Origin of the sequence: Dickeya zeae NCPPB 2538 (assembly GCF_000406165.1) — a bacterium.
Classification (GTDB): domain Bacteria; phylum Pseudomonadota; class Gammaproteobacteria; order Enterobacterales; family Enterobacteriaceae; genus Dickeya; species Dickeya zeae.
The window spans coordinates 1,036,038-1,054,499 of the sequence record NZ_CM001977.1 but is presented as its reverse complement, the minus strand read 5'-3'; the positions used below and the strand labels follow the sequence as shown (position 1 = coordinate 1,054,499).

The following is an 18,462-nucleotide window of genomic DNA, read 5'->3' as shown; positions in this document are numbered from 1 at the left end:
CCACAGACTATACATGATTTGTGCATGAAAATAGTTTTCAGCGCGAAAGATAAGCTCAAATTTCCAACAAAGAGCAACAAATAACCATATTAAAAACTTATGGGAATAAAAAACGCCGATAGGGCATATCGGCGTTATAAAAAAGCACAGCGCACTGACTAACAGCAATGACAGACGTGGTTAGCGATATTCACGACCAGTTTGAGTTTTTCCCATTGCTGCTCTTCCGACAACGTATTGCCCTCTTCGGTCGAGGCAAAGCCACACTGTGGGCTCAGGCACAGTTGGTCCAGCGCTACATAACGTGTTGCTTCGGCGATGCGTTTCTGTACGTCATCGGCGTTTTCCAATTGCCCGTTTTTGGTGGTGATAAGCCCCAACACCACTTTCTGATGACCTGGCTTGATGAAGCGCAGCGGCTCAAAGCCACCCGCCCGCTCGGTATCGTATTCGAGGAAAAAAGCATCCACATTCACTGTCCCGAACAGGGTTTCCGCCACAGGTTCATAGCCCCCTTCGGAAATCCAGGTAGAGCGGAAATTACCACGGCAGACATGCAGGCCCACCACTAAATCGTCCGGTTTGCCTTCCAGCGCTTTATTAAGCACTTGCGCATAGGTACGGCACAGATAATCCGGGTCATCACCACGCTCGCGAATCTGGCGTCTCTGGTCTTCAGAGCACAGATAAGCCCACACCGTATCGTCCAGTTGCAGATAACGGCAACCGGCGTCATAAAAGGCACGGATGGCATCACGCCAGGTCAGCGCCAGATCGTCGAAGTAGTCGGCCAGATCAGGATAAACAGTACTATCAATCACTTTACGACCGCCACGGAAGTGCAACACACTCGGGCTGGGGATCGTCATTTTGGCAACGGCGTCGCCAGACACACGTTGGAGGAAACGGAAATCCTCCAGCATCGGATGCTGGGGATTAAAGCTGACCTTGCCGGTAACTTTTACGCCACGGGCTTTCGTCTGTACACCCGTGAACTGGATGCCCTGCTCCGCTTCATAACGCTCCACACCATTGAGGCTGTCGAAAAAATCAAAGTGCCACCAGGCACGACGGAATTCGCCATCGGTTACCAATTGCAGACCTGCGGCACGCTGCAATTCCACAGCACGCTGGATTTCCTGATCTTCGACATGGCGTAACGCGGCGGCATCGATCTCACCGGCCTGAAACTGTAAACGGGCCTGCTTGATAGCCGCCGGACGCAACAAACTGCCGACCACATCGGCACGAAACGGAGGAAGGGCTTGTGTCATGTTTTGCTCCCGCACGTCTGACCCCGAATAGCCGATTTCAGGCGTTTGGTTTCAGACAAGTCGATTTTTAGATGAATTAGTTTTCAGAAGAAATAGTTTTTAACTAAAATAATTTCGCCACTGAATTTTATAGCCATCCAGACGGCTAAAAGTAAAACTATCCTGTCATGCATTTTTCTCAACGACAATGGAGGAATTTTCACGACACATGAAATATATTCATCTTTATCATCAATTTGTTGCAGAAGTGCTCATTGACGCCGGCGTCAGGTCATCAAGACCGAGCGATCGTCTGGTTTGCTCACGCACCATTTCTGGCAATGGCAGGTAGCCGTCCTGGCTGACCAACGCCTGCCCTGACACTGACAGCACCCGGTCCAAAAACGCGGCTGTCAGTGGCTCCAGCGGCTGGCCCGGCGCTTTATTCACGTAGATATAGAGATAGCGGGTGTAAGGATAACGTCCGCTACGGATAGTGTCGGCGGTCGGTAACACGTAGTCGTCTTTGTCGCTGGCAGCCAGTGCCAGCACCCGCACCCCGCTGGCGCGAAAACCAATACTGGCGTAACCGATGGCATTCACCGATGCTGCCACCGCCTGCACTACCGATGCAGAACCGGGAAGCTCATTGACCTGCGGCAGAAAATCACCACCACACAACGCCTGTTGTTTGAAAAAACCATATGTGCCAGACGCGGAATTACGCCCATAACGCAGTAACGAACGCTGTTGCCAGACGCCGCTTAGCCCCAACTCCTGCCAGCGCTGTACCGTTTTCCCCGCGCCACAGCGGCGGGTTATGGAGAAAATGGCGTCCAGTTGGCGCACCGTCAACCCGGTTAACGGGTTATCCTGATTGACCAATACCACCAGTGCATCCAGCGCAACCGGCACCGCGGTCGGCGCATAGCCATAATGCTGCTCGAACGCTTCGATTTCGCTACTTTTCATGGGTCGGCTCATCGGCCCCAGTTGCGCCGCCCCTGCTGCCAGCGCCGTTGGCGCTGAGGATGACCCCGCCGCCTGAACCTGAAGATTGACACCAGGATGATGCTGGCTGAAATCCGCCGCCCAAAACGTCATCAGGTTCGCCAGCGTGTCGGAACCCGCACTGGAAAGGTTACCTGCCAGCATCGCCTGCGGCGCAGCAGCAAGCTGACCAGACAGGCACAACAGCAAAGCAAACAGGTAATAGATGGGTTTCATGTGCGTTTTCCATCGGAGTGAAAAGTGAAAGAAGTGAAAAACAAGAGCGCACTATTCTCGGCACTGCGGCGGGGACAATCAAGCCCCGCCGCATGGCTTAGCGCAGCGGATTCACAGCATTCTGACTTAATACTGAGCGGACAATAAGCCGATTTGGCAAGGTAAACATAAAGCGGGATCCCGCCCCTTCTTCGCTGAGGATCTCCAGACGAGAGTCATGATGACTGAGTGCGTGTTTGACGATAGCCAGCCCCAGTCCACTGCCGCCAGTCTGGCGCGAACGGGCTTTGTCGACACGATAAAAACGTTCCGTCAGACGGGGAAGATGTTCTGCGGCAATGCCCGGACCGTTATCGCTAACCTGGAACTGCGCGCCCTGCGGCGTTTGCTGCCAGCACACCTCAATACGCGTGCCTTGAGGCGTGTGGTTCACCGCGTTATACACCAAATTCGACACCGCACTACGCAACTGCTCCTCGTTGCCGAACACCTGTAGCTGTTCATTGACGCGAAACACTATCTCATGACGCCCCTGACTCAAGGTATCCGCTTCGCGTTTGAGCACTCGCAACATCAGCGGAATATCCACCTTCTCGCTAAGATCGATAGCCGCGGCGGCTTCAATACGCGACAGCGTCAGCAGTTGCCGCACCAGCCCATCCATCCGGCGGGTTTGTTCCTGCATGGTGTGCAACGCCTTAGCCTGCAAAGCACCATCCAGCGATTCGTCGTTCATCATTTCCAGATAGCCTTGCAACACCGTCAACGGCGTGCGCAGCTCATGGCTGACGTTGGCGAAAAAGTTACGCCGTGCCCCTTCGAGTTGGTGCATTTGGGTGACATCACGCGCCACCATCAGCAACTGCCCTTCGGAATACGGCATCACCCGGAATTCGACATGGTGGGCGTTTTTCAGCGTCAGCGTCAGCGGGCGGCTGAAATCTTGCTGTTGCATATACTGGGTAAATTCCGGGTAGCGCAACAAGTTGAGGATATTCTGACCATTATCTTCCGGCCAGCGAAAACTCAGCAGGTGCTGCGCCAGCCGGTTACACCAAATGATGACGCCCTCTTCGGTGGTGATGACCACCGCATCCGGCAGCGATTCAGCCCCACTGCGGAAACGTTTGATCAGCAGTGCCAGTTCGCGCCGACGACGGCGATTACGCAACTGCATTTGGTACAAACCGTAGAACAAAGGCTCCCAGCTCCAGCGGCCGGGCGGTGGGGTCATACTGCGGTCGACCCACAGCCAGTAGGACAAGCGCAGTTGGTTATAGAAGTTCCAGCACAGCGCCGTCAGTACCGACGCCAGTAGAAACCAGGGCAGATAACCGATAATCAGCCCCAGTAATAAGCCGGGCAAACAAAAAAAAGCCAGCTCCAGCGCCAGCTTTTTCCAGGACAAACGTTCTAGCACGTCAGATTTTCTCCGGGACTCACGCTATCAATAACGTGTTGAGAAACGGTATCCAGTTCCCCGAACGGTCTGAACCATCTTGTCGTGTCCACTGGTCTCCAACGCCTTGCGCAGACGGCGGATATGGACATCCACAGTACGATCCTCAACATAAACGTTAGTGCCCCACACGTGATTCAGCAACTGCTCACGACTATATACCCGTTCAGGGTGAGTCATAAAGAAGTGCAGCAGTTTGAACTCCGTCGGCCCCATGTCCAGCGCGTGCTCTTCCGTGGTCACCCGGTGAGAGGAAGGATCCAGGCTTAAGCCACGCATTTCGATCACTTCTTCCACCGCCATCGGCGAAATCCGACGCATTACCGCTTTGATGCGCGCCACCAACTCTTTCGGTGAAAACGGTTTGGTGATGTAATCATCGGCACCGACTTCAAGACCGCGCACACGATCTTCTTCTTCACCACGGGCCGTCAGCATCATGACCGGAATATCCCGCGTCAGTGCTTCACGTTTCATGTGCTTGATAAACTGTAAACCGGACCCGCCGGGCAGCATCCAGTCCAGCAGCACCAGTTCAGGATAAGGTTCAGCCAGGCGGTTCACCGCGCTGTCGTAATCCTCGGCCTCAACCGGCTGATAGCCGTTCTGCTCAAGCACGAAGCACACCATCTCGCGAATCGGCGCTTCATCTTCCACCACCAAAATACGTCTTGCCATATCAATCCTGCCGTTAATCGTCACGGTTAGCGTGCGGTGTGCATTATGCGTCAGTTTTATGACAGATTTATGAAAAATCCCCCGACAAACCACGCCCCTGACGCGGCCTTACCAGCACCTCCACCCGGCTGATTTTCTCCGCCCTACCACGCTATGTTGCCATGTTCATACAGATATTATGGGACATGCCCTAAACTGCACGCCTATAATCGCCGATGATAAAGACGCGGCGTTTCGCCATTAACTACGGTGCCCGCCTTGTGCCGTTGTCTGAACACCGCCAAAAACAACATCTCGTTTGCACTCACCTGCAGGGAGTCTCATGCGAATTATTCATACGTCTGACTGGCATCTCGGTCAGTACTTTTATACCCGTAGCCGTGCGCCTGAGCATCAGGCTTTTTTGCACTGGCTGGTGCAGCAGGTTGAGCAATATCAGGCCGATGCAGTAATAGTAGCAGGTGATGTGTTCGACAACGGCGCACCGCCCAGCTATGCCCGAGAAATGTATAACCAGTTTGTGGTGGCGTTGCAGCGTACCGGTTGCCAGTTGGTGGTACTCGGCGGTAATCATGACTCCGTCGCGACCCTGAACGAATCCCGCGCGTTGCTGGCCTGCCTGAATACCCAGGTGTTCGCCGGTTTTGACGGCGATATCCATGAGCAGGTACGGATCCTGAATAACCGTGACGGCGAGCCCGGTGCGATGCTATGCGCTGTTCCGTTCCTGCGTCCACGCGATGTGCTCACCAGCCAGGCGGGGCAGTCTGGTGCGCAAAAACAGCAGGCGTTACAGGACGCAATCGCCAGCCATTATCAGCGCTGCTACCAGCTCGCCTGCGAGCAGCGTGCGGCACTGGGGAAAGAACTGCCGATTGTACTCACCGGGCACCTCACCACCGTGGGCGTCGCCACCTCGGATTCCGTGCGCGATATCTATATCGGCACGCTGGATGCCTTCCCGGCACAGGCTTTCCCACCGGCTGACTACATCGCACTTGGGCATATTCATCGTCCACAGCGTGTGGCGCAATGTGAACACATCCGCTACAGCGGCTCACCGATCCCACTGAGTTTTGATGAGCTCAATCATGAGAAATCGGTCTATCTGGTGCACTTTGAGCAGGGAAAATTGCAGGAAGTCACCGCGCTGACGATACCGAGCGAACAGCCGATGCAACTGGTGAAAGGCAACCTACCGGAGATAGAACGCCGTCTGGCCGGGTTTCGCGATTATCATGGCGACAAACCGGTATGGCTGGATATTGAAATCGCCACGCAGGACTACCTGAGCGATATCCAGCAACATATTCAGGCACTGACCGAGCCACTCAATGTGGACGTGATCCTGCTGCGTCGTGCCCGGGAACAGCAGCAACAAATGCTGGTGCAATTGGAAAAAGAGACGCTGGATGAGTTACAACCGGCTGAGGTATTTGAACGACGACTGGCGCTGGAAGACGGTCTGGATGAGGCGCGCCAGCAACGTCTAAAGGGATTGTTCAATCGGGTTATGCAGGAGATTGACGCACAGCGACAGGAGACGTCCGCATGAAAATTCTTAGCCTGCGCCTGAAAAACCTGAATTCATTGCAGGGCGAGTGGAAAATCGACTTCACGCGCGAGCCGTTTGTCAGCAATAGCCTTTTCGCCATCACCGGGCCGACCGGTGCCGGGAAAACCACCTTGCTGGACGCCATCTGTCTAGCGCTCTACCATCAGACGCCGCGCCTGAAAGTCAGCCCCAGCCATAACGAATTGATGACCCGCCACACGGCCGAATGCCTGGCCGAGGTGGAATTCGAGGTAAAAAACGTCGCGTACCGTGCGTTCTGGAGCCAGCGTCGCGCCCACAACAGTCCGGAAGGCAATCTGCAGCCCCCCAAGGTTGAGCTGGCACTGTGCGCCGACGGCAAAATCCTGACCGACAAAGTAAACGACAAGCTGACGATGATAGCCGACCTCACCGGGCTGGATTTCGATCGATTCACCAAATCAATGATGTTATCTCAGGGGCAGTTCGCCGCGTTCCTCAACGCCGATGCCAATCAACGGGCAGAATTACTTGAAGAACTGACCGGTACCGATATCTATGGGCTGATCTCCGAGCGCGTCTTTGAGAAACACAAAGAAGCACAAACCCAGTTGGAAACCTTACGGGCGAAGGTCGCTACGCTGGAACTACTGAGTGACGAGCAGCGTCAGGCGCTGGAACAACAACTGGACGCTATCCGCCAGCAGGAGCAATCCCTGTCGATACACCGGGAAGAAGTCCTGGCGCATCAACGCTGGTACGACACGCTATTACAGCTCCAGCAGGCGCAAAAACACGTACAGCAACAGCACGTCGCACAACAGCAATTACAGCAACAGTCCCAACCGCAACTGGATAAACTAGAGCGCGGCGAACCCGCAGAAAAACTACGTCCCCGCTTCGACGAGCGTGGGCGGGCGCAGCGGGAAAAACAGCGGCTGAGCCAACAGTTGACCAACGTGCGCCAGCAAATCAGCCGCCAGCAGGAAGCCCAGAACCAGTTGAAGACACAGCTGGAAAAAGCGCTGTCTGCACGCCAGCAACATGCGGACTACCGTCAGCAACAAGAAACACTGATTAACGAGCGGATTTTGCCGCTGGATCATCACATCGCCACTCTGCAAACACAGCGCAACCAGCAACAGCAAGCGTTGGATAATCTGGTTGAACAGCAAAAAATGCTGATAACCTCGTTGGCCAGATTGCAGCGCCAGCAAGAACAAACGCGGCAACGGCTGGAAGATATCGATACCTATCGCCAGCAGCATAGCCGTCACCAGTATCTGGGCAGCCATATTCCACTGTGGCAGGCGCAATTCCCGCAACAGCATAAATGGCAGCAGGACCTGCACGTCGTGCAGGAAAAAGTGGCACAGCAGCAGATTCAGGCTGAATACCTCGACCAGCAGCGCGCTTCGCTGGTTGAGAAACAGCAGGCGCAGCAAAATGCCACTGAGCGCGCCCAACAACTGCTGAATGACCATCTGAAGCAGGATGAACAGATGGAGGCGGAACACCCGCTGGCAGGCTTGCGCCAGCAGTTGGCACGACGCATGGCGGAACGCCCGGAGCGTCAGCAACTGGCTACCAGCGCAGCGGTACTGCAACGGTTGATTAGCCAGCGCACCCTACTGGAAGCGCAACAGCTAGAGACGCTACAACGGATTCAAACGCTGGAAGAACTGCAAGTGCAGCAACGTCGGGATTATCAAAATCAGGCCAGCCATCTGGCGGATCTCGATAAACGCCACGAACTGGAACTGCACATCGTTAGCCTGGAAAAAGAACGCCAGCAATTGCAACCGGGCAAAGAATGTCCGCTGTGCGGTTCAACCCACCACCCGGCGGTGGAGCTTTATCAGGCGTTGCGCCCCTCAGAAACCCAGATTCGGTTGCACGCACTGCGTCAGGACGTCGAGACGCTGAAAGCCAACGTCGTGCAAACCGAAACCCAGCTTCAGTTGCAAAAACAGCACCGCCAGCAGCAACAAAACGCGCTTGAGAGCGTCCAGCGCGATTACGAGTCGCTGCGGCAACAGTGCCAGTCGGTGAGTGAGCGTTTACTGGTGAGCTTCGATCCACTTCAATTGCCGACGCTACACCAGTGGATTGAATCCTGCGATGCACAAGAACAGTCGCTGCAGGCGCAAATTGCCAGCCGTGAGCGCAACCAACGCCACATTCAGGAAAGTAAGGATTTACTCACGTCTGCCCAGCAACTGCTGGCGCAAACCGTGCAGCAGTTGGCGCTAAACAGCCAGCAGCAGGCTGCGTTGCAGGCATCACGGGATGAACAGCAGCTATTACTGGATAAAACCGAACGTGAATTGGCACGCCTGCACGACAGCCTGAGCCAAACGATGGAAACCTTCGGGTTGACTGCACCAACACTGGCACAGCAGGAAGAATGGTTACGCCAACGCCAGACAGAATGGTTACGCTGGCAGGAAAACGAGCACGAACAGAATCAGTGTCGGCCGCAACTGGCCGCGCTGGAAGCGGAAATCATCGCCAGCCAGCGACGGCTGGAAGAAACCGAAAACGCCATCAAAACTGGCCAGTTGCAACTGACTGAAACCCAACGCACGCTGGAACAGGCGCAGCAACAACGCTGGCAATTGATGGGCAATCAGGCGGTCAACGACGTGCTCAAGCAATTGCGGCAGGTCAGCCAGACACTGGAGCAGGAAGGCCAGCAAGCACAGCAGCAGTGGCAACAAGGCCAGTCACTGCAAAGCCGTCTTAGCGGGGAAGTCGACAGTCTGGAGCAACAAAGCCAGCATGCCGATACGGCGTTACAACAGCTTCAGGCTCAGTTTGCCGAAGAACTGGCCGCGGCCGGGTTCGATGACGAAACCGCGTTTCGCCAGGCCTTGTTGGATGAAACGGAACGCCAGCAGCTCGTCACCTTAAAAGAGCGTCTGAACCAGCGCCAGCAGCAGGTAGAGGCTTTGCTGCAACAGGCGAATAGCTCGCTGGAAAACCATCTGGCGTCACGCCCAGAATCCATGCCGGAAGGCATCAACGACTGGGATATCCGCCAGTTGCTTTCCGGACTCGGCGATATGGTAAAAGTCGAAGCCGAACGACAAGGCGAGTTACGCCAGCAACTGGTCAGTGACCAGCAACGCCGCGATAAGCAACGTCAGTTACTTGAGGCTATCGAACGTGGTCAGCACGTGTGTGATGACTGGGGTTATCTCAATCAGTTAATCGGTTCGCAAAAAGGCGATAAATTCCGCCGTTTCGCACAAGGATTGACGCTGGATCACCTGGTATTCCTGGCCAATCGTCAGCTCTCGCGGCTGCATGGGCGCTACCTGTTGCACCGCAAAGCGTCTGACACGCTGGAGTTGCAGGTGGTCGATACCTGGCAGGCTGACGCGGTACGCGACACCCGAACCTTGTCCGGCGGCGAAAGTTTTCTGGTCAGCCTGGCGCTGGCGCTGGCGTTATCCGACCTGGTGAGCGCGAAAACCCGTATCGATTCGCTGTTTCTTGATGAAGGGTTCGGCACACTGGATGGCGAAACGCTGGATACCGCGCTGGACGTGCTGGACAACCTCAATGCCTCCGGCAAAACCATCGGCGTTATCAGCCATGTGGAAGCGATGAAAGAGCGCATACAGGTGCAGATTCGGGTCAAAAAGCGCAACGGCCTCGGCATCAGCCAGCTCGACAGCGTCTACGCAGTAAAATGAGTCATGCCGTGAAATGAGTCATCAGGGGACGTCGACGACGTCCCCTGTCATCGTCATCTTGCTCGGTTATGATTCTCGCGGCCACAGCCAGGCTGCACCGCGCACACCGCTGGAGTCGCCGTGCATCGCCTGTCGAACCGGTGTGTCGCACTCGCCACCAAATACCCATTGTTTTAGCAGTGCGGGGACGGTGTCATACAGCCGCTTCACGTTACTCATTCCCCCACCTAGCACAATCACATCGGGATCCAGCACATTAACGATGTGCGCCAGCGACTTCGCCAGTCGCTGTTCATAGCGCTGCAATGCCTGCTCCGCCAGTTGGTCGCCCTGTTCAGCCAACGCAATAATTTCATGACCGTGCCGCGCATGACCGCTCAGACGTTGATAATCCATGCCAAAGCCAGTCCCGGAAATAAAGGTTTCGATACACCCGGTACGGCCGCAATAACAGGGCATGGCCTGCTGGTCGCGCCATTCATCCTCATCCATCCACGGCAATGGGTTATGACCCCATTCACCCGCGACACCATTGCGCCCACTGTGTACCCTGCCATCCAACGCCATACCCGCGCCACAGCCGGTACCGATAATAACCGCGAACACTTTACTGGCTCCTGCCGCGGCACCATCCACCGCTTCGGATACCGCAAAGCAGTTGGCGTCATTCGCCACCCGTACCGGTCGGCCCAACAGTTGCGCCAGATCCTGATCCAGCGGCTGCTGATTCAACCAGACCGAGTTGGCGTTTTTAACCCGCCCAGTTACCGGTGACAATGTCCCGGGAATACCAATACCCACACTGCCGCCTTGCCCGGTGGCCTGTTCCGCCATCTCTACCAGGTTGGCGATAGCAAGCAGGGTTTGACGATAATCGTGGCGCGGCGTCGCCACACGATGGCGAAAGGCCTCCTCACCGTCATTTGTCAACGCGATCACCTCGATTTTGGTGCCGCCCAAATCAATACCTATTCGCACGTTGTCTCCTGTTTATCTACCGAGCCCATTAGGTAGATGTCGATAATGGTCTACCGAACTCACGTCTGACTGACGATGACATTATCGTAATCGTACCGCCTCTCACCACAATTCGTTATTATGCCCGCTGCGATTAACCCTCGCGTCTTGAAACTCGCTTCGTGTTATCACGAGAAAGCACGCCAGAGACGCGCCAGTCTGGGAAAAAAAATGCTGTGGTTTAAAAATGTGATGATCTATCGCCTGAGTCGCGATATCAGCCTCTCTGCGGATGCCATGGAGACACAGCTGGCCTCCTTCGCGTTCACCCCCTGCGGCAGTCAGGATATGGCCAAAACCGGCTGGGTGTCGCCGATGGGCCCTCACGGTGATGCCCTGACGCACGTGACTAATGGTCAGATTCTGATCTGTGCGCGCAAAGAAGAGAAAATTCTGCCGGCTCCCGTCATCAAACAGGCACTGCAAGCCAGAATCGACAAACTGGAAGGCGAACAGCACCGCAAACTGAAGAAAACCGAAAAAGACGCGCTGAAAGACGACGTGCTGCACAGTCTGTTGCCTCGCGCCTTCAGTCGTTTTAGCCAGATTTCGCTGTGGATAGACACCGTCAATCATCTGATTATGGTAGATGCTGCCAGCGCCAAGAAAGCCGAAGATACGCTGGCGTTGCTGCGTAAAACGTTGGGGTCACTGCCGGTGGTCCCACTCACGATGGAAAACCCGATTGAACTGACGTTGACCGAATGGGTCCGCTCCGGTCAGACGCCCGCCGGTTTTACCTTGCAAGACGAAGCCGAGCTGAAAGCAGTGCTGGAAGATGGCGGCGTGATCCGCTGTAAGAAGCAGGAACTGGTTAGTGATGAGATAGCCACCCACATCGAAGCGGGCAAAGTGGTCACCAAACTGGCGCTGGACTGGCAGGAGCGTATCCAACTGGTGCTGGCGGATGATGGCTCGCTCAAACGGCTGAAATTCGCTGATACGCTGCGTGAACAAAACGACGATATCGACCGGGAAGACGTGGCTCAACGCTTTGATGCAGATTTTACGCTGATGACCGGTGAAGTTGCCGCATTGATAACCAGCCTCACCGACGCCTTAGGGGGCGAGGCACAACGTTGACCGGTCATCACCGTTGGCCTCTGGCGCCGGGTTTCCCGGCGCCTTGTTGATTTACAGCTTGAAGTGACTGATGGACGAGTGCAGTTCTTCAGATTGCGATTGCAACGACGCGAACGCAGATGCCGCTTCCTGCACCATAGCCGCATTCTGCTGCACCATCGAATCCAGTTGTGCGACCGCCTTGTTGATCTCCTGAATCCCTCGCATCTGCTCTCCCGATGCATGCGTGATTTCCGACATGACCGTCGTTACCGACGATACACCGCCGACAATCTCATTCATGGTGTTTCCGGCCTGGCGAACCTGACGCGAGCCGACATTCACGCTATCAACGGTAGATTCGATCAACGACTTAATCTCTTTCGCCGCCTGTGCACTGCGCTGCGCCAGATTACGCACCTCACCGGCCACCACCGCGAAACCGCGACCTTGCTCACCCGCACGGGCCGCTTCCACCGCCGCATTCAGCGCCAGAATGTTAGTCTGGAAGGCGATACCATCGATAACCCCGATGATGTCGCCAATCTTGCCGGACGCCACCTCAATCTCTTCCATGGTATTGATGACCTCAGAGACCACTTTGCCCCCAACACTGGCATCATTCGCCAGCGCCAGCGCCCGGTCATTCACCTGCTGGGCAGAACCGGCCGACTGTGTAACGGTGGCGGAAATCTGCTCCAACGCGGCAGCAGTCTGTTGCAGGCTGGCAGCGGCAGCCTCGGTACGGGAGGCCAAATCATTGTTGCCGGTCGCCACTTCATCGGTCGCCATTTGCAGCGACGCACTGATATCGCGAATCTGCAGCATGATCATGCTGAGCTTATCGACAAAGCTGTTGAACGAACGGGCGATCTGCGACACCTCATCATGACCTTCATCCGGCAGACGCTGGGTCAGGTCGTTATTGCCGTGGCTGATGTCGTCCATGGCGTCACGAATCTGCAGCAGGCGACGCAGCGACGCGCTGATAAGCAGCCCCAGCACCACCGAACCCAGAATACTGATGATTACCAGCGCGATAACCGATGTCCACAACAGCGACCCCATCCCTGCCGTGGCCTCCGCTTTATCCAGCGCCACCAGCACATACCAGTCGGTACCGGCTACTGACTGCGTTCTCACCAGCATGTCACGTCCACTGATATTCAGTGGTACCGGGCTACTGGATTTCAGCACCTGTGCCAGGTTCAACTGTGGGGCTATCTCAGTCAGCTTTTTCAGCGTCAGTTTGGCATCCGGGTGGGCGATAATCGTGCCATCGGCTTGAATCAGAATGCCGTAGCTGGACGGTGTCGGATGAATGGCTTTGACGTTGGCGATGACGCTATCCATCGTCACATCACTGCCCAGCACACCTTTGACGCTACCGCCATCCAGTACCGGAGCAACAAACGACACCACGATGGTATTGGTTGCCATGTCCAGATAAGGTGCTGTCGCGACAGCCTTCCCTTCTCTCACCGCCTGCTGATACCAGGGGCGAACGGTCGGGTCATAAGTCGGCGGGATACCGCCAGGGTCTGAAAATTTCGCCGTGTGATTGGCATACCCCATGTACACATTGATGAAACTGCCTGCGGCCGCCATCTGTTTGAAGACCGGGATGGGGTCGTCATTGGTTAACGCAACGGCGTTGAGTGAAGTAATAATTTGTTTTTTAGAGGCTACCCAATCACTGATCGCCAGACTATGACCAGCGGTTACGGCAGCAAGCAGATTATTGATAGATTCATCGTTATATTTATCGGTTACCCGGTAATTTAAAAACGTATTAATTACCAAAGCAACCACAATGATAGCCGTACACACGGCCAGAATTCGAGCGCGAATAGTTTTGAGCATAATGACCACGTTATTATTAAAATGCTTCCCTAGATAACTACACCGATCGCCTCATTGGTGACGAGGCATTCCATTCGAAGAAAAAAGGAAACCATCAGCCATAAGTATCACTTACCATCACGCGGACTCACGACATCGGAGTCCAAAGCAAGGTCTCCTCACAGGAAAATACAATGGCTGATACCAGATTTACAGACTTATCTGAAATTTTTTCTATAAGAAAAAAATATTAATTTTCCAATTAATAACAAATCAACAATATAGGCAAATATATATTCTCACTATCACCATCGGTTTTTCTGATAATTACCAAACGTCACTATCACTATAAAACGAAATAGCAAAACGTTTCGACGAAAATATGACAACAAAATGATCAGCAGATTACACCGATACTGAATGTGCAAAATACACGATTGGCGCAAAGAAAATGGCTGCCAGTCACGGCAGCCGATTATCACGCAAGGAAACGAGTGGGGATTACAGATAGCGGCACAGATAAGAGGATGGCTCGGATACTTTCAGTTTAAATTCGCTTTTTTCTGGCACGTTGAAAACCGCACCAGCTTCGAACAACTGCCATTCCTGTGCCCCCGGCAGCAACACATTCAACGCACCGCTGACGACCGTCATTTCTTCCGCCTGGCCGGTGCCAAACGTATATTCGCCTGCTTCCATCACCCCGACGCTGGCACGGCCAATGCGGCTACCGTCAAACCCGATGGATTTTACTTTTCCTTCAAAATACTCATTTACATTCAGCATAATGCCAACCCTTCTGTTAAAAAATCAGTTGTCCGTCAGGCCGCAGGCAAGCGCAGCGTCTGCATCAATTCGCAGACAATTGCGGCGGGCGGTTGGGTCGCATCGACCACATAGTGTGCCACGTCCTGATACAACGCTTCGCGTTCACGGAGCACCGCCTCCATTTCCTCGGCGATAGGCCGCCCGGTCAGTGTCGGTCGCTGGTGTGCCTGTGGGCTGGCCTGCAAACGTAACGCCAGCTCCTGGGCTGGCGCGAACAAATAAACGACCGTTCCGTGCGTGCGCATAAACTGGCGGTTTTGCTCCAGCAACACCATGCCGCCGCCGGTCGCCACCACGCGATTCGATGTCGCGACAGCCTGCAAAGCCTCACTTTCCCGGCGACGAAACCCAGGCCAGCCTTCCGCTGCCACCACGTCCGCCACCGTCATGCCGCTGGTGTGTTGCATAAAAATATCCGTATCGACAAACTCATAGCCAAGCGCCCGCGCCAGCTCACGGCCGACGGTGGTTTTTCCGCACCCTCTGGCGCCGACCATAAAAATGGGTTCTGTCATGTCACGACCTGTCCTTCTTTTTCTCAGGCCAGCTCCCCGCAGCAACGTTGCCGTCAGCCAGCGCCTGTCGTACCAAGAGCAGAATCATACAGGCAATAATCCTCATTAAGAAAGCCTCCGTACGGCTCTGGTACGGGGAAAGCCACTTCACGCCAGCTTTCCGCACAAATCCAGCACAACACGCCACGATTTACACCAGACATGGCTAATCTTCCCATGAAACATCGGCTGCTATTGATGGTTCTGTTACCAACAATAAGGCCGCCCAAAGGCGGCCTGCGTCTATCAAACAGCACTCACGCGTCAACGCGACGTTAATCAACGCGACAGCTATCGACGCGAAGGCAATCAACACAAAGACAATCAATAAGTATGGAAATACTCTTGAATGACTTTCGGATCACTAGTGCGAGTCAATGCCAGCATCAACAGAATGCGCGCATGTGCCGGGTTAAGAGAGTCAGAAACCAGACCTGGCAGCTCTTCATCCGGCGGCACAATACCATTGCCTGTGCGGGTAGAACGGATCACAACAACGCCTTTCTCCATCGCCTTGCGCATACCGGCGATACCGCGAACCGACACTGAGCCCGCGCCCATACCGGCATAGACGATACCTTTTACGCCATGCTGGATAGCCGCGTCATACAGATATTCCGGGTCATCCTGATAGCCATAAAGAATGTCGACTTTCGGCAGCGAGGTCAGGCCACGCACGTCGAACACAGACCGGGTGGTATGCAGCTTGTCGATACGGTTTTGGTAGTAAATGCGGTTACCAATGATGACGCCCAGGTAGCCTTCTTCATTCGCCTTGAACGTATCGAGCGTAGAGGCGTTGGTCTTGGTGATGTAGCGGGCAGAGCCGATACGATCATTGATCACCACCATTACGCCACGACCGCGAGACTGCTTGTCACCCGCCACGCGTACCGCTTCCAGCAGGTTCATCGGGCCGTCAGCACTGATGGCCGTTGCCGGACGCATCGCCGCGACAAACACCACCGGCTTGTCACTTTTTACCGTCAGATGAAGAAAGTAAGCCGACTCTTCCACAGTGTCGGTCCCGTGGGTGATCACCACACCATCCACATCATCCCGTGCCAGCAGTTCATTTACACGCTGGCTCAGTTTGAGCACCACATCACCGGTCATGTTTTCGCTGGCCATGTTGGAGAATTGCTCCCCCTTCACATTAGCCAGTTTCTTCACCTCAGGCACAGCGTTGATGAGCGTATCCACGCCAAGCGCGCCAGCCTTGTAACCCGTGGTTTGGGTACCCGTTGCCGCTGAGCCGGCAATTGTACCGCCGGTCGCCAGGATAACGATATTGGGCAGCTTATCTGCCGCACTCGCCGTAAAAACAAAAAATAAAACCAGAACAAACAGAGATTTAAACCATCTTTCCATAACAGATTCTCTTTATTTGGTCAGAGGATGATCGGTCTGTTTTGCCATAACACCGGCACCAGCCGATCATTTTTTCTCGTGAAACGCATTAGCTGCCAGTCTGCAGGACTGGCATCGGCGGTTATGTTGCAGTGCCATAAGAATTATGTATAGCACCTGATAATCAACAGGAGAGCCAGATCACTGAATGACCTAACTATTTTCAACCAACACGTTTCAGGGGGAGAGACGAACCGCTGACGAACCCGCGTCACGCGCATGCCATCAACGCTGACGCAACATCACAGAACTGTTTCACCAGGCAGGCTATTCCGGCAAGGTCCAGACGTTATGAGCGATATTCACCATATGCCGCAGCTTGGCCCATTGCTGTTCTTCCGTGATCCCGTCCTGCTCGCCGTGCCCAAAGCCACACTTCGGGCTGATGGCTAACTGTTGTAACGGTACATACAACGATGCGGTATTGATGGCCATCTTGACTGATTGTGGCGCATCCAGCTCAGCGCTATGGGAATCGATGACACCCAGCACCACCTTTTGGCTACTCACCTGGCGCAACGGTTCCAACCCAACCGGACGGCGGTCATCGTACTCGATAAACAAGCTGTCTACCGACAGGTTCGCCATCGCATGCCCCATGACTTCCCGACCACGGCCATGCACCCAGTTGGGTGAAAAACGACGACAACACATGTGCAGGCTGATAAACATATCCTGCGGACGTTGCGCCAGTGCCTGATTCAACGTGCGGGTGCAGCGCTCCAGTAACTCAGATAATTCAAACCCGGCGGCATTTTCTCGCGCCATCATTTGGCTGTCGCACAGGCGAGCCCAAAACAGATCGTCGAGCTGGATATAACGGCAACCCTGGCGGTAAAACGCCTGGATAATTTTGCGATACACCGCGGCCAGATCATCGCAAAATGCATCCAGTAACGGATAAACTTCATTGGTGCGAATGGCCGGGTACATCAGCATATTCGGGCTGGGTAGCGTCTGTTTCGCCAGGTTTTCCCCACCCTCGCCCACCGCCTGATGCAAAAAACGATAATGGGTCAGAAACGGATGGCTGTCGTCAAAATCAAGTTTGCCCACGATTCGCAATGGGTGGGGCATATCACCGTCAGAGGAAACGGCGTCATCAACGTCGACCCCTGCCAGACAAGAGAAAAAATCGGTAGTGCCATTGCGAACGCGCAGTTCACCGTCGGTAATCGCGTGCAGACCGCACGCTTTCTGGCGCTCGACCACATTCAGCACTTCTTCATTTTCGATTTCAGTTAACCGATCACGGGTCATGAGCCCTTGCCGCCACGCCAGCCGAGCCTGCTTTAAACGAAGCGGCAGCACAAAACTGCCTACATGTTCGGCATGAAACGACGGGTAAGGTTTTTTTACTGTGCGCATCTCACGCGTCCTTTTGGTTTACACGACACTGTTGGCTTATACGAGGGTTTACACAACACTGTCAGCGCTTCAATGCGCTTTGGTTTGTTCAGATTATCATTAAGGTGGCGAACTGTTACCGCTCCGCCCACCGGCGTCAATAGATGAAAGCGGGTGATTGTCGCATTGATTACTTACTGATAACAAATAACAAATTTAATTATTTTTATGCTATCGATTAACCCGATGGAAGACATGATGACTGTCTGCCACCACGGGCGGCCAAACCGCTGGTTCGTCCACAATAAAAATGTCCATAAACTAACCGCCATCTTTATGATTCAACGGATGATTCTCGTCAATCAGCTTGTTATATCTCATTGCGATTGTGCGCGCTTGCTCGCAAGGTTGAAGTTATCGCCATACGCTACAGGCTGGTCGTATTCATGCCGGATGCCTTTTGTTGACGCGCCGTTGTCATCATTCGCTGATAAACTGGGGTCAATGCGAATGCCCGCAATACCGACAGTCCGATACGCTCTGTTTTGAC

At 54.4% G+C, this 18,462-nt stretch carries 13 protein-coding genes; 3 read left to right on the top strand and 10 right to left on the bottom strand.

Annotated features, from left to right (window positions below):
* Window positions 1-158: 158 nt before the first annotated feature.
* From DZE2538_RS04740 to phoB, 4 genes are all read right to left on the bottom strand, one after another.
* The gene (locus DZE2538_RS04740; RefSeq protein WP_023639141.1) at window positions 159-1,274 is read right to left on the bottom strand and encodes a cobalamin-independent methionine synthase II family protein; all 1,116 of its coding nucleotides are present in this window, start codon (window positions 1,272-1,274) and stop codon (window positions 159-161) included.
* 231 nt (window positions 1,275-1,505) lie between these two features.
* Window positions 1,506-2,480: a PstS family phosphate ABC transporter substrate-binding protein gene (locus tag DZE2538_RS04735; protein ID WP_038915721.1), complete on the bottom strand. Its 975-nt coding sequence runs from the start codon at window positions 2,478-2,480 to the stop codon at window positions 1,506-1,508.
* A gap of 97 nt (window positions 2,481-2,577) precedes the next feature.
* Window positions 2,578-3,900: a phosphate regulon sensor histidine kinase PhoR gene (gene phoR / locus DZE2538_RS04730; RefSeq protein ID WP_019844674.1), complete on the bottom strand. Its 1,323-nt coding sequence runs from the start codon at window positions 3,898-3,900 to the stop codon at window positions 2,578-2,580.
* 27 nt (window positions 3,901-3,927) lie between these two features.
* Entirely contained in the window at window positions 3,928-4,617 is a 690-nt protein-coding gene (gene phoB / locus DZE2538_RS04725; protein WP_012883719.1) for a phosphate response regulator transcription factor PhoB, read from the bottom strand.
* Between the two features lie 322 nt (window positions 4,618-4,939).
* Between phoB and sbcD the strand changes: the two genes are divergently transcribed.
* Window positions 4,940-6,172 (top strand): exonuclease subunit SbcD, encoded by a 1,233-nt coding sequence (gene sbcD, locus DZE2538_RS04720; protein ID WP_023639138.1) that lies wholly within the window; start codon window positions 4,940-4,942, stop codon window positions 6,170-6,172.
* The gene (locus tag DZE2538_RS04715) at window positions 6,169-9,852 is read left to right on the top strand and encodes an SbcC/MukB-like Walker B domain-containing protein (protein WP_038915720.1); all 3,684 of its coding nucleotides are present in this window, start codon (window positions 6,169-6,171) and stop codon (window positions 9,850-9,852) included. The genes sbcD and DZE2538_RS04715 overlap by 4 nt, the downstream gene beginning before the upstream one ends.
* 66 nt (window positions 9,853-9,918) lie before the next feature.
* Here DZE2538_RS04715 and mak read toward each other — a convergent pair whose 3' ends face one another.
* On the bottom strand, window positions 9,919-10,830 hold the full coding sequence (gene mak, locus DZE2538_RS04710; protein WP_038915719.1) for a fructokinase: 912 nt from the start codon (window positions 10,828-10,830) through the stop codon (window positions 9,919-9,921).
* Between the two features lie 210 nt (window positions 10,831-11,040).
* On the opposite strand from mak, the gene rdgC reads away from it, so the two are divergent.
* Window positions 11,041-11,952, top strand: coding sequence for a recombination-associated protein RdgC (rdgC, locus tag DZE2538_RS04705; protein ID WP_019844678.1), 912 nt, complete (start codon window positions 11,041-11,043; stop codon window positions 11,950-11,952).
* Between the two features lie 51 nt (window positions 11,953-12,003).
* Here the strand turns inward: rdgC and DZE2538_RS04700 are convergent, their stop codons facing one another.
* The 5 genes from DZE2538_RS04700 to DZE2538_RS04680 form a co-directional block, all read right to left on the bottom strand.
* On the bottom strand, window positions 12,004-13,794 hold the full coding sequence (locus DZE2538_RS04700) for a methyl-accepting chemotaxis protein (RefSeq protein ID WP_019844679.1): 1,791 nt from the start codon (window positions 13,792-13,794) through the stop codon (window positions 12,004-12,006).
* A gap of 480 nt (window positions 13,795-14,274) precedes the next feature.
* Window positions 14,275-14,559 carry a pyrimidine/purine nucleoside phosphorylase gene (gene ppnP, locus DZE2538_RS04695; protein ID WP_012770784.1) on the bottom strand — a complete coding sequence of 95 codons (285 nt, stop codon included), beginning with the start codon at window positions 14,557-14,559 and terminating at the stop codon, window positions 14,275-14,277.
* 35 nt (window positions 14,560-14,594) lie between these two features.
* Entirely contained in the window at window positions 14,595-15,116 is a 522-nt protein-coding gene (aroL, locus tag DZE2538_RS04690) for a shikimate kinase AroL (RefSeq protein ID WP_019844680.1), read from the bottom strand.
* Between the two features lie 363 nt (window positions 15,117-15,479).
* The gene (locus DZE2538_RS04685; RefSeq protein WP_019844682.1) at window positions 15,480-16,526 is read right to left on the bottom strand and encodes an asparaginase; all 1,047 of its coding nucleotides are present in this window, start codon (window positions 16,524-16,526) and stop codon (window positions 15,480-15,482) included.
* Between the two features lie 306 nt (window positions 16,527-16,832).
* Window positions 16,833-17,933 (bottom strand): 5-methyltetrahydropteroyltriglutamate--homocysteine S-methyltransferase, encoded by a 1,101-nt coding sequence (locus tag DZE2538_RS04680; RefSeq protein ID WP_038915718.1) that lies wholly within the window; start codon window positions 17,931-17,933, stop codon window positions 16,833-16,835.
* Window positions 17,934-18,462: the final 529 nt, after the last annotated feature.

Coding starts and splice junctions, on each gene's coding strand:
- rdgC (WP_019844678.1), top strand. CDS start 11,041: ATGCTGTGGTTTAAAAATGTGATGATCTATCGCCTGAGTCGCGATATC.
- phoB (WP_012883719.1), bottom strand. CDS start 4,617: ATGGCAAGACGTATTTTGGTGGTGGAAGATGAAGCGCCGATTCGCGAG.
- DZE2538_RS04700 (WP_019844679.1), bottom strand. CDS start 13,794: ATGCTCAAAACTATTCGCGCTCGAATTCTGGCCGTGTGTACGGCTATC.
- DZE2538_RS04735 (WP_038915721.1), bottom strand. CDS start 2,480: ATGAAACCCATCTATTACCTGTTTGCTTTGCTGTTGTGCCTGTCTGGT.
- aroL (WP_019844680.1), bottom strand. CDS start 15,116: ATGACAGAACCCATTTTTATGGTCGGCGCCAGAGGGTGCGGAAAAACC.
- DZE2538_RS04715 (WP_038915720.1), top strand. CDS start 6,169: ATGAAAATTCTTAGCCTGCGCCTGAAAAACCTGAATTCATTGCAGGGC.
- DZE2538_RS04685 (WP_019844682.1), bottom strand. CDS start 16,526: ATGGAAAGATGGTTTAAATCTCTGTTTGTTCTGGTTTTATTTTTTGTT.
- DZE2538_RS04740 (WP_023639141.1), bottom strand. CDS start 1,274: ATGACACAAGCCCTTCCTCCGTTTCGTGCCGATGTGGTCGGCAGTTTG.
- sbcD (WP_023639138.1), top strand. CDS start 4,940: ATGCGAATTATTCATACGTCTGACTGGCATCTCGGTCAGTACTTTTAT.
- ppnP (WP_012770784.1), bottom strand. CDS start 14,559: ATGCTGAATGTAAATGAGTATTTTGAAGGAAAAGTAAAATCCATCGGG.
- DZE2538_RS04680 (WP_038915718.1), bottom strand. CDS start 17,933: ATGCGCACAGTAAAAAAACCTTACCCGTCGTTTCATGCCGAACATGTA.